8 protein-coding genes are annotated in these 12,451 nt (G+C 40.4%); 1 reads left to right on the top strand and 7 read right to left on the bottom strand.

The window, feature by feature from the left end:
- Window positions 1-6: 6 nt before the first annotated feature.
- A complete protein-coding gene (locus tag NK987_RS04875; RefSeq protein ID WP_259262964.1) occupies window positions 7-720 on the top strand; it encodes an SAM-dependent methyltransferase in 714 nt (237 codons plus the stop codon).
- Here NK987_RS04875 and NK987_RS04870 read toward each other — a convergent pair.
- From NK987_RS04870 to NK987_RS04840, 7 genes are all read right to left on the bottom strand, one after another.
- Complete coding sequence (locus NK987_RS04870; RefSeq protein ID WP_259262963.1) at window positions 717-2,117, bottom strand: MltF family protein; 1,401 nt, start codon at window positions 2,115-2,117, stop codon at window positions 717-719. The genes NK987_RS04875 and NK987_RS04870 overlap by 4 nt on opposite strands.
- A gap of 167 nt (window positions 2,118-2,284) precedes the next feature.
- A complete protein-coding gene (locus NK987_RS04865; RefSeq protein WP_259262962.1) occupies window positions 2,285-3,634 on the bottom strand; it encodes a TolC family protein in 1,350 nt (449 codons plus the stop codon).
- Window positions 3,634-6,696: an efflux RND transporter permease subunit gene (locus tag NK987_RS04860; RefSeq protein WP_259262961.1), complete on the bottom strand. Its 3,063-nt coding sequence runs from the start codon at window positions 6,694-6,696 to the stop codon at window positions 3,634-3,636. The genes NK987_RS04865 and NK987_RS04860 overlap by 1 nt, the downstream gene beginning before the upstream one ends.
- Window positions 6,697-6,699: 3 nt before the next feature.
- Window positions 6,700-7,791, bottom strand: coding sequence for an efflux RND transporter periplasmic adaptor subunit (locus tag NK987_RS04855; protein ID WP_259262960.1), 1,092 nt, complete (start codon window positions 7,789-7,791; stop codon window positions 6,700-6,702).
- 5 nt (window positions 7,792-7,796) lie between these two features.
- Entirely contained in the window at window positions 7,797-8,603 is an 807-nt protein-coding gene (locus tag NK987_RS04850) for an alpha/beta fold hydrolase (RefSeq protein ID WP_259262959.1), read from the bottom strand.
- A 313-nt stretch (window positions 8,604-8,916) separates the two neighbouring features.
- Window positions 8,917-11,088, bottom strand: a complete 2,172-nt coding sequence (locus tag NK987_RS04845; protein WP_420841173.1) for a S9 family peptidase — start codon at window positions 11,086-11,088, stop codon at window positions 8,917-8,919.
- Between the two features lie 118 nt (window positions 11,089-11,206).
- Complete coding sequence (locus NK987_RS04840) at window positions 11,207-12,328, bottom strand: metallophosphoesterase (RefSeq protein ID WP_259262957.1); 1,122 nt, start codon at window positions 12,326-12,328, stop codon at window positions 11,207-11,209.
- Between the last annotated feature and the right edge of the window lie 123 nt (window positions 12,329-12,451).

The following is a 12,451-nucleotide window of genomic DNA, read 5'->3' as shown; positions in this document are numbered from 1 at the left end:
AAATTTATGAGTAAAGGAAAACTGTTTTTGATCCCAACTGTGCTGGCAGAGAATACGGCTGACAAGGTCATCAGCCCTCAGGTAAAAGAAACTGTGAAGAATCTAAGTTATTTTTTGGTGGAAAATACGCGTACTGCAAGGCGATATATCAGCAGTCTTCGGCTTGGGCTAAATATCGAGGAATTGCGATTTGAAATTTTGGACAAAAGCACCAAAGGCGGAGAGTTGGAAAGAATTATGAAACCTCTTTTTGAAGGACAGGACGTGGGTGTCATGTCTGAGGCTGGCTGTCCGGGGATTGCGGATCCGGGTTCGGCAGCTGCAGCCTATGCCCATGGGAAAGGGATCAAGGTCGTCCCGCTTTCTGGTCCAAGTTCCATGTTTTTGGCCCTGATGGGCTCCGGATTCAACGGCCAATCATTTGCTTTTCACGGGTATTTGCCGATCGAAAAGAAGGATAGGATTCTTGCTATAAAAAACCTGGAAACTGAATCTGCTAAAAACAATAGGACACAGATCTTTATGGAAACGCCTTTTCGCAACAATCACCTCATGGAAGATTTGAAGAGTACACTCAATCCTGATACAAAGTTATGTATTGCAAAAAATGTGACAGGTCCAGATGAAATGATCCTAACCAAACCTGTTTCGGAGTGGAGAAAATCCCAACTGGACCTGCACAAAATTCCTGTAGTGTTTGTTCTTTACGCTGGAAATTAAGGCTCTATCAACACCCTGTAGGAGTCGTAAAGAGTCAAAACATCTTCTACATATGATACTGCTAGGTGTCCTTTGGCATATCCGCTTCTGACAACGGGATCTTTGTAGTATTGTGGGTCAGACTTTAAAGTCAGGTAATGGGCAACCTCCTTCCAGCTTTTATTGTTGCCACCATACTTTAATGCTAGGTTCCATGCATCAAGAACATGTCCATGACCGACATTGTAAGAGGAAAGGATAAACTTGATCCTTTCATTGCTTTCGGGCACTTTTTCCTTCCAAAACTTATCCAGGTATTTAAGGTAGTTTACTCCTCCCATTAAACTTTGAACAGGGTCATTGGGATTTTCAACACCAAAGCGCTCCAAAGTTACCGGCATCAACTGCAACAAGCCTGTAGCACCTGCATAGGAAGTGGCTGTGGTATCAAACCCCGACTCTTTATACACCAACGAGGCCAACATCCTCCAATCCCAACCTAGGTTTTCTGCTCCCTTTTTGATTAGGTCATCGTATTGGGAGATTTTATTCCCTCCTAGTGAAGAGAAGGAACTGTTTGCCCTGTAATAGTGATTTTTCGAATTCTGAAAATACTTGGCATACAAGGTCCTGATATATCCGGATTTATTCTTTTTCTCAATCCATTGATTGACTTCATTTTCAAGATTTGGTGCATTTTTTCTGATTGCCCAAGCAACGTCGGCTTTTGGACTGATCTCCACATCTATATCAAGGTCATTGTAATAGGTTTCATTTACCATAGCGACTACCTTATCCACCACAGTGAATTCGATTTCCCCTTTGTTGATTTTATGAACAAAGTAATCACTGTTGCCTTTTTCCTCCAATACCGAAAAACTGATGCCAAGGTCATTTTGCAAGGCACAAAGTTGAGACTTAAAAATGGCGTCTTTTTGGATGTAGACTAACTTTCCATTCAATTCCTTTGGGTCTTTTACTTTCGAAGGACCATCCTTTTGAACCAAAACTGTACCCATGGTTCCAATCGGTGAAGTGAATGAAGCAAATTTTTTCCTGTCTTCGTTTACAGCAAGGTTCATTGCAACGATGTCAGCCTTACCCTTGTTTAATAAATAAAATGCTTCCTCTATGTCCGATTTGACGATAAGGTGAAGCCTAACTCCAAGGGAAGATGCCAATGACTTAAGCATTTCAAACTCATAACCCATCCTTCTTCCCCTGTAGATATAATAACTGGTGGAAGAATTATCGACAACAGCCCTGATGTAGCCTCTTTTTTTAATTTCATCCAAATCCAACTGAACGGGATTATCCCAAAAACTAACCTCTGTTTCGGTTCTTTCAAATAGGGTACATTGAAACCCAAAAATCGTCAATATTATCAAAAACAGTAAATTGATTCCTGTCTTTTTCATTCCATTTGTGTCCCTTTCAGGACTTTGGTTTACACAAAGATCGTTCAAAGCAAATTACATACCAAATTTTTTACGTTATGAAATACATTTTTTTGCATAAAAAAACACCAATGAAAAATCATTGGTGTTATATAATATTGATTTTCAATTATTTATGGCCAAACCGATTAATCAATGGTTAATTGAAAATTTTCTTTCCCTTCTTGGAAAAAAATCCTTCCTGAAAGCCTCATCAACTCAATTTCCATTTCTTTGATGTTAAAAATTGCCGTCAACAACCTGTTTTCCGCAGTCAATAAATTGAGCTGTGCATCCCTGAATTGAAGGTAGTCGGAAATACCTAACCTGAACCTTTCCAAAGCAATGTCAGCATTTTCTGTGGCAACCTCATAATTGACGTATTCAATCTCAAGGAGTTCTTTATTGGTAAGGTAAGTATTGTAGGCTCGTTGGATATCTGAATTCATCATGATCTCCATATCCTTTACTGCAAGTTCGGCATTCAGTTTTTGGACTCTTGCATTTTGGATTCTTCTGTTGAGAGTAAAACCTGTGAATATATTCAAAGACACTGTGGCTCCATAATTAAATCCTTGCCTCTGATTTTGAAGTAAGAACCCCGCCTCTGATTTAAGTGTGTTGTTATTATATGCACCGTTTAGGTTAATGGTCGGAAGTCTCAATGCCTGTGTTTCCTTTAGTGCAAGAAAAGCATCATTTTCTTGTCTTTGGGCCAAAAGGAACAGTTTGTTGTTCATAGCAGCATTTTCAATAAGATCTTCCAATCCCAAATGTGTTTCAATCACAATCGTATCATTTACCACAAAGTTGGTAGATGGGGGCAAAGCCAACAATTCGTTGATATTGATTTTGGCATTTTTTATAATCAATTCCTGATTGGTCAACAATGACAAATCAGCATTGTAATCTACTTGGGCTGTAAGGAAATCACTCCTACCGGCACCACCAAGTTCATACCTTGCTTTGGCAATATCCAATCTGGCCTGAGAGAGATCAAGTGTTGTTCTCAATACATTATAACGCTGAGATTCGAGTACCAATCTAAAGTACGCACTCGAAATTGCCGCAACTGTGTTTTCCACCAATACTTTGGCTTGAAGATCACTCATATCGGCCATGACTCCCAATCTCCTGAGGGTATAAATTGTTTCAGGCCGAAAACCGTAAAAACCAACAATTGAATAGTTTTCGGTATTGGATTTTGCACCATCAATCTTGGTAGGATTTTCGGGATTGGTAACGAAAGTCTGCTCAACATCCTCGTTACTGAATGAGCGGATGGCATTGGCATCTATGACTGGCATAAAGAAACTTCCAATACCAATTTTTACGTCCCTTTCGGCAATCACCACATTGTTTGCAGCTATCTTGATCCCATAATTCTTCTCCAGACCCATCAAAACTGCTTTTTCCAAATCAAGTATTTCTCCATCTTGTGCAAAAAGAGAAAACGTTGCCCAAGTACTGAGCACCAATAATAAAAGTAACTTTCTCATTAGACTCTTGCTAATCTTCCTTTCTTGGATGTTAAATAGGTATAAATGGCCGGGATAATAAATAGTGTCAGTATCGTTGAAAATGCCAATCCACCGATGACAGCAACTCCCATAGGAACCCTGCTTTCTGCACCTGCTCCAAGAGCCAAGGCTATCGGCAGGATACCCAAAATAGTGGACAAACTCGTCATCAAAATCGGTCTGAACCTGGCTGCAGATGCTCCAATGATTGCTTCATCTATAGACATGCCTTGAGCTTTCCGCTGGTTGGCAAATTCCACGATCAGGATTCCGTTTTTAGTCACCAAACCTATGAGCATGATGATCCCTATCTGGCTGAAAATATTTAATGTAAAATCAAATATCCATAAGGAGAACAAGGCACCAAACAATGCCAATGGTACGGTGAACATAATCGTGAGCGGATCCATGAAGCTTTCAAACTGAGCAGAAAGGACTAGGTAAATCAACACTAATGCAAAAAGGAAGGCGAAGATCAAACTGTTTGAACTTTCCCTGAATTCCTTGGAAAGACCCGATACATCAGTGCTGTAAGTATCGTCTAAGACCTCTCCAGCTATTCTGTCCATTTCATCAAGACCAGCTCCTATGGTATATCCATCAGCCAATCCCGCGGAAACAGTTGCACTTACAAATCTGTTGAAACGGTATAATTGTGGCGGAGTGCTTTTTTCTTTGATGGTGACCAAGTTGTCCAGTTGGATCAGTTGACCATTATCAGCCCTTACATAAAGCATTCTCAAATTGATAGGTTCATTCCTGTCAGCGAGCTGCATTTCACCTACTACCTGATATTGTTTCCCATTCATGATAAAGTAGGCAAACCTTTGACCTGAGTAGGATAGTTGAAGCGTCCTGGCTATTTCCTGAACAGAAACACCCACATTTCTTGCCTTTTCTCTATTGATTTCAACTTCGATTTCAGGTTTTGTAAACTTCAGGTTGATATCGGAAAAACTGAATACAGGACTCTGACCGGCTTTTTCCATAAAAGTGGGAATGACTTCTTTCAATTTTTCCAAGGTTGGAGCTTGGATGACGTATTGCACAGGCAATCCACCTCTCCTGTCACCGATTGATTGCGGTTGGGTGACAAAAGCCCGTACTGCTGTATATTTTTTGATCATTCCGGATACCTGACCAAAAACTTCCATTTGGCTTCTCTCTCTATCTGCTGCATCAACCAAAATCAATCTAAGAAAACCCGAATTGGTACTTGAGGTTCCAAAACCCGGTGAGGTGACTGTTGTAATTCCTGCTCTTTCTTCTTCAGGAATCTGATTCATAAAATCAGCTGTCATTTCATCGAGGACTTTGTCCATGTATCCAAACGTCGCTCCTTCAGGACCGGAAATATTGACCCTCATTTCACCCCTATCCTCCACAGGTGCCAATTCAGTAGGGATAACTTTGAAAAAATAATAAATCCCAAATACCATGACGAGTATAACGGCAAATGCACTCCATCTCACTTTCATGAACTTATCCAATGCGCCTTCATAAAGATTGTTAAGCCAGACAAAGAAGGGCTCTGTCCAATTGTAAAAGGCATTATGCTTTTCTCTTTTTTTCAAAAGCTTGGCACTTAGCATTGGGGTCATGGTCAATGCGACAAACGAGGAAATAATGACCGCTCCTGCTACCACGATTCCAAATTCCCTAAAGAGTCTACCGGTAGTACCTGTCAAGAAAATAACAGGAAGGAATACCGCTGCAAGGGCAACTGTGGTGGCAATAACTGCAAAGAAAATCTCCTCAGAACCTTTTGCTGCTGCCGTATCGGGATTTTCGCCCTTTTCAATTCTGGAATAAATATTTTCAAGTACGACAATGGCGTCATCTACGACAAGTCCGATAGATAATACAATACCCAAAAGTGTGAGCACATTGATGGAGAAATCCATCAAATACATAATAAAAAACACCCCAATCAACGAAATGGGAATGGTCAAAACCGGAATGAAAGTTGTCCTCCAATCTCTCAGAAACAAGAATATAATCGACACCACAAGTATGAAGGCAATAAAAATAGTTTCCTGAACCTCTTTGATAGAGCTTCTGATAAAAGTGGTGGAATCAAAACCAATATCGACCCTGATATCACTTGGCAAATCTTTCTTGATAGTTTCAAGTCTTTTGTAAAACTCATCTACGATCTCAATATTATTGGATCCGGGAAGCGGTACCAACACTACCCCAACCATGGGCACACCGTCTCTTTTGAGTACAGTCCGTTCGTTTAAAGCCGACATCTCAGCAGCTCCAATATCTTGAAATCTGACGATGTTGTTTTGGTCCTCTTTGATGATCAAGGAATTAAATTCTTGAGGCGTGCTCAGCCTGCTTTTAGTCCTGACAGAAAGTTCGATGGCCTCTCCTTCAATTCTTCCGGAAGGCAATTCGACGTTTTCGCTCTGAACCTTATTCAGTACATCAAGTGGTGTCACACCATAGGAAGCCATTTTTAAGGGATCCATCCGGAGACGGATTGCATACCTTTTTTCTCCCCAAATCTGTACGGTACTCACTCCGGGAATGGTCTGTAACCTTTCCTTAAAAATATTGGAAGCAATATCCGATAGGTCCAATAGGTTTCTTGTCGCACTCTGTACAGCCAAAAAGACAATCGGCTGTGAATCAGAATCCGCCTTGGAAACTACCGGAGGTTCGGTATCTGGAGGTAAGTTTCTTTGGGCACCCGAAACCTTATCTCTAACGTCATTGGCAGCAGCTTCAAGGTCAGCTCCTACATCAAATTCCACAGTAATATTACTTGTACCATCATTACTTGTTGAAGTCAGCGATTTGATACCGGCGATACCGTTGATGGCTTCTTCTAAAGGCTCGGTGATCTGGGCTTCAATAACATCTGCATTGGCACCTACATAAGTCGTCCTTACATTGATAATTGGTGGATCGACGCTTGGAAACTCCCTAATACCCAAGAAACTGATCCCAATAATCCCAAATAGCATTATTGTTAATGACATTACTATGGCAAGAACAGGTCTGCTGATACTGATACTTGATAAACTAGCCATCTTCTAATTGATTTTAGTGTAAGTGACAGGCATTCCTGTTCTCACTTGCAATACTCCGGTGCTCAATACCAAGTCACCTTCTTTCAATCCATCAACAATCTGTACAAAACTCTCCGTACGTGTTCCGATAGATACCTTTCTTTCTTCAATTTTACTTTCTTGGTTGACGATAAACACTTTATATCCTGCAAGTTCAGGAATGACAGATTCCGCCGGAACCATCAACGCATTTTCTTCTACACCGAGGATATATTTGATCCTTACAAACATCCCCGGTAAAAACTTACGTTCTCGGTTTGGGCTTTGCGCTCTGATTTTTAAAGTTCGTGTTCCGGTGTCAATTGTAGGCTCAAAGGCAAATACGGTTCCTTCAACATCTTTGCCTTCGGATTCATTGGAAAAGATAATTTTGGAACCGACGCTCACTTGGTTTGCATAGCGCTCAGGAATGGAAAACTCGATTTTGATCGGGTCAATATTGACAATATTTGCTATGACATCTGATGGTCCGATGACACTTCCTTCTGAAATCATCCTCAAACCCAAAACCCCATCAAAAGGCGCTCGGATCACTGTTTTTGTCAACTGTGCCTCTACCAATTTGATGTCTGAAAGGTTGGTATTAAACTGGTTAAGGACAATATCGTATTCTTCCTGACTGATTGCCTCCTTGGCCAATAGTTGCTTTTGCCTGTTTTCCTGACTTTGGAAAAGTTTCCTGGTGAAGTCAAGTCTTTGGTATTGGGCATTCAGTTCATCGTCATTGAGATAAATAAGCGGTGTTCCTTTTTTTACAAACTGCCCTTCATTGAAGGAAATCTTTTTTACCAAGCCTGATATTTCGGCCCTTAAGTTTACACTCTCATTGGGAATAATGGTACCCGTGACGCTGAGGTTGTTCTCCAGTCTTTCCGGACGGATTTCCACCACATTGACCGGGATGGGCTGACCAGACCCCTGCGGTCCACCTGGCTGGGAGGAAGAGGCTACCTCTTTGGTATTTCCAATAATCTGATCCCACCTTGGGTAAATAAAAATCACTGCCAATACTAGTATTATGGCTATAATTAAAACGGTTTTGGTTTGTTTTTTCATTCTATTTAATCTGAAAATCCATTTAAGGCTGGTTGTTGATTTCTTAGAAACTGGAGCGACAATTGATTAAAAACTTCCGGCTGTTCGACATTGACTACATGGCCGCATGATTTGACAATATTGAGAATAGAAAGTTTATGCTCTTTAACGATTTTTTTTACTGCTTCGAGAAACATAATATCCTCCTCACCCATGACGTAAAGCGTAGGGATCGAAAGGTCTTTTTCTTTGAAAAATTTCAACAGGGGATTGATGTCCTTGGTCAATTTAAACCACCTGATAAATTCCTTTTGGCAAAGTCTTTTTGCCTCATTGATGAACAAATTTCGGGACTCGGCATGGTGCCTTCTTGGCATGATGATCCAGGCAAACAAGCTATATAGCCACATGTAAGGAACCACGCTTTTGAATGTATTGCCTAAAGTCACCAGAATTTGAGAGGTGAAGGTCAGCCTAGTAATAGCTCCTGCCATGATCAGGGACTTTACCCGGCGGGGTTCCATTTCTGCCAATTGCCTTGCCAAAATAGTCCCTAAAGAAACTCCCATTACATGTGCCGGTGGCAAATTAAGATGATCAAGGACTTCAATGATGTCTTTTGTCACCGCCGGAAAGGTGTATTCTTCCTTCCAGATATTTCTTATGGATTCAGCGGATTTACCATGGCCTCGCAGGTCAATGAGCAAAAGATTGAATTCCTGTTTGAATTCCCTGATTTGTTTGTGCCAAATTGAGGACGAGCCTCCGGCCCCATGAATGAATACCACCCATTCATTACTGGTAGAATGCCTGTAAGTTTTGTAATACAACATACTGTTTTTCATCTTGACCAAGTAATAACCGAACAGGTTGAATTAAGTTCCGAACCCGAAAGCTAAGGCCATTATTTGGCGTAAAAAACAAAATAAACACGGATGGCTATTGAAGTCGATTAATGGTTAATTCGACTAAGAACCAGGACCAAGGTGTTTTTTGCCTTGGCCATATTGCTGATTGGCATCACAATTATATTCAATGAAAACTGGAAAAAGCCAATGATTGGTAAAAACCAATTTATGCGTCTTTTCTTTTCTGAAAAATCTACAAAATTGTATCAACCTTTCTTTAGCTCAAAATTGATTCTATTTAGAGCTTTCTTCTGATAAAATCTGTCATCAGGGAATACAAATGCCATGATGTATTGCCTCCCGAAATCCCGTGATTCCGGTTGGGATAATACATCGTTTCAAACTGTTTGTCAGCTTTGATTAATGCATCGACAAGGTCTACTGCATTTTGGTAATGCACATTGTCATCTCCTGTTCCATGAATAAGCAGCAGATTTCCCTTCAGTTTGTCCACATGGGTGATCGGGCTATTGTCATCATATCCGGCGGCATTTTGCTGAGGCGTCTGAAGATAGCGCTCCGTATAAATGGTATCATAATACCTCCAAGTCGTCACAGGAGCGACTGCAATGGCTGCTTTGAAAACATCATTTCCTTTCATCAATGCAAGAGAGGACATATAGCCTCCATATGACCAGCCCCAGATTCCTATCCTCGATTTATCAATAAAAGGAAGTGAACCTAAGTACTTGGCTCCGGCGATTTGGTCCTCGGTTTCCAGTTTACCAAGATTCGCATAGGTAGAATGCTTGAAGTTTCTGCCTCGCGCACCTGTTCCTCTGTTGTCTACACAAGCCACAATGAAACCTTCTGCGGCAAGATGATGATGCCAAAAATCCCTTGTTCCACCCCATGCATTAGTCACATTTTGGGAACCTGGTCCTCCATACACATACATCAGGACAGGATATTTCTTGTTTGGATCAAAATCCGCCGGCTTGATCATATACCCATTCAATGGAGTACCATCGACTGTATTGAAACTGAAAAACTCCTTACCTGACATTGCAAAAGTCGATAGCTTTGATTTTAGCTCCTGATTATCTTCGAGGACTTTGAGAAGTTTACCGGATGCTTCGTTCAAAGTCACTTTGAGCGGGGTGGACGAATTTGAAAAATTGGCTATGAAATATTTGAAATCTTTACTCATGTTAATGGAGTAAGTGCCTTTTTCAGGAGTCAGGATTTTTTTGTTTTTACCATCTAAGCTGATTACACAGAGATTTCTCTCCAGTGGTGACGCCTCGGTTGAGATATAGTAGATTTTTTTTCCTTTCTCGTCTACGCCGACCAGATTGGTCACTTCCCATTTGCCTGAGGTAATCTGCCGGATGAGGTTACCTTGGTTATCATGATGGTAAATATGTTTGAATCCATCCTGTTCGGAAGTCCTTATAAAACCTTTATTATCTTCCAAAAACCTCAGGTCGTCATTGTAATTGAGATCGACGTAAGTCTCTGATTTTTCTTCCAGGACGACTTTGCTCTGACCTGTTTGAGCATCAGCATATAATAAGTCAATCTGGTTTTGCAATCTATTCACCCTCAAAAATGCCAATGTATTAGCTTCCCCAGTCCAATATATCCTAGGCAGATAAATGTCTGTCTCGGTGCCGGTATCGGCTTTCACTGTTTTTTTACTGGCAAGGTCATAAAAATGGATACTGACTTTGGCATTGGATTCACCTGCTTTTGGGTACTTGAATTTATAATCCTGAGGGTATAATTTACCCCAAAGCTGCATGTTGAATTCAGGAACTTCAGACTCGTCAAATCGGATAAAAGCAATTTTTTGCCCATCTGGTGACCAAGCAAAAGCCTTTGACATCGAGAATTCCTCTTCATAAACCCAATCTGCTGCGCCATTGATCACGTGGTTCCAATTTCCGTCGTCGGTGATTTGGGTAAGTTGGTCTGAAGACAATTCTATGACAAAAAGATTATTGTCTTTGACAAAAGCGACTTTGTCATTTTCCGGAGAAAGTGTGGCGTACATGATTTTTTCACCATTGAGGAGCTTTTGAGCAGTGCCTTTTTCTAGATCAACTACATGATAAATTCCCTTGCTTGACCTCCTGTAGATACTTTCTACATCAGAAGAGATCAGTGCTTTTGATTCATCGGCATTAAAAGAATAAGTTGAAAAATTCACCCCTAATGCTTCTCCATCTATCAATATTGCCGTTTCCTCACCTGTGGCTACATTGACCTTCACGACCTTAGTACCTGCCTGACCCCTTTGAAGCTTACTGTAAAATTGGCCATCTTTCATCCAATTGATCCCCTGAACTGACTTTTGGGAAAAGGTATTGTTCTTAAAAACATCCTCTAGGGTGACTTTTTGTTGGGCAAATGTTTCAAAGTTACAAACCAGGATAAATGCCAAAAAAGAAACCAACTTAATTCTCATCATAAATTTCTATGTCTATTGTCGGGTTTAAAAGTATAAAAAAGCGACATAACCGGAAAAAAATTTTACGTTACCGGGAGGACCAAACTGAAGATTTGAAATCGGATCAAGCAAAAAATCAGAGAATTTCTCTGCTGCCGTTTACCCTACCCCTGTATTTTACACCGTTTTCTACAATCAATATTTCTCCTCCTCTTCCGTCTTTTATACTTGAATCCACTCCAATGACCCTACCTTCAAAAAGTGGAGTGATGGCTTCGAGCGAGGTATGGCCAACAACAATATGCTTTGATTCAAAAAAGGCCAGTATATCATCCAGATTTTTATTGGAAACAGAGAATTCAATAAAGTAGCCCCGATACCAAATAGGCCCATCTTCTCCTGTCAAAAATCTAATAAGGCTTTTGGTATTCCGGCTTGCGGTAGGTTGTGGAGACAGGACCTCTTCAAAAAACACCTTATTTACTTTTTCAACATTTAATTTCCGCTTAAGAAATTGTGGAGAAATCCCAGCATGGGTAATGAGAAAATCATCAATTTTTATAATTGCAGGCCTTTTTTTCAACCAATTTCCCAATACTGAATTATCCGAATATAATTCAGCAGGATTTATCCCCATCATCTTTGATGCGGCGACATATTTTTCATTCAAGTATCTAAAATCACCTGTCTTTACCATCAATTCATGGTTTCCCAATAAAAAATGAACTTTCCCCCCGGACTTTTCAGCCTGATATGCGAGTTTATAAGCAAGCCAAAGAACCTCTGTCACCATATCTCCACGTCCTAGTATGTCACCGTTGATGACCAAGTGGGCTTTGCCAAATGCCCAATTCATTTTTCCATCGATGATCCCGTGGTTTTTCAAAAGTGCGACCATCAAGGGATATTGTCCATGGATATCAGAGATTACCGCGAAGTTGGGTATGTTTTCATATTCCTGATCAAAATTAGGAACAGATCCCATGGTTTTTTGAAATATTTCAGGACTTAACCCAAAACCAAATTCTCTTTCTAAAAAGTCGGTGCTGAGGTTTTCCGCGGTTCTCATTTCCCCATTTTTTACCCACTTGGCTTTAAATTGGTCCCCCTGAAGGTAAATATAGGGTCCCTCTGAAATGGTGGTTTTTCCTTCTTGGGCAAATATGATTTTTGGAAATGCAAAGCATAATAGGATCAGAATCCAAATCTTATAAAACATTTTATGAAGACTTAGTTTGGAATAATTTGCTGTTTCCATCAATTAACATATTTGCAATGAAAAGCGAAGATTGAATATAACATTTATTAGCCAAATTCACCGAATACAAAAAATCTCAATCCACAATTTTGACTCCTATTTTTTTATGCCAAGCAATGATTA

The sequence above is a fragment of the Aquiflexum gelatinilyticum genome (genome assembly GCF_024813435.1).
GTDB lineage: Bacteria > Bacteroidota > Bacteroidia > Cytophagales > Cyclobacteriaceae > Cognataquiflexum > Cognataquiflexum gelatinilyticum.
The sequence above is the reverse complement of the archived record's forward strand: the minus strand, read 5'-3'. Positions and strand labels throughout refer to the sequence as shown.

What these genes read in the sequence shown, in the direction of transcription:
- NK987_RS04850 (WP_259262959.1), bottom strand. Translation starts at nt 8,603, where the DNA reads ATGTTGTATTACAAAACTTACAGGCATTCTACCAGTAATGAATGGGTG.
- NK987_RS04865 (WP_259262962.1), bottom strand. Translation starts at nt 3,634, where the DNA reads ATGAGAAAGTTACTTTTATTATTGGTGCTCAGTACTTGGGCAACGTTT.
- NK987_RS04855 (WP_259262960.1), bottom strand. Translation starts at nt 7,791, where the DNA reads ATGAAAAAACAAACCAAAACCGTTTTAATTATAGCCATAATACTAGTA.
- NK987_RS04845 (WP_420841173.1), bottom strand. Translation starts at nt 11,088, where the DNA reads ATGAGAATTAAGTTGGTTTCTTTTTTGGCATTTATCCTGGTTTGTAAC.
- NK987_RS04840 (WP_259262957.1), bottom strand. Translation starts at nt 12,328, where the DNA reads ATGGAAACAGCAAATTATTCCAAACTAAGTCTTCATAAAATGTTTTAT.
- NK987_RS04870 (WP_259262963.1), bottom strand. Translation starts at nt 2,117, where the DNA reads ATGAAAAAGACAGGAATCAATTTACTGTTTTTGATAATATTGACGATT.
- NK987_RS04860 (WP_259262961.1), bottom strand. Translation starts at nt 6,696, where the DNA reads ATGGCTAGTTTATCAAGTATCAGTATCAGCAGACCTGTTCTTGCCATA.
- NK987_RS04875 (WP_259262964.1), top strand. Translation starts at nt 7, where the DNA reads ATGAGTAAAGGAAAACTGTTTTTGATCCCAACTGTGCTGGCAGAGAAT.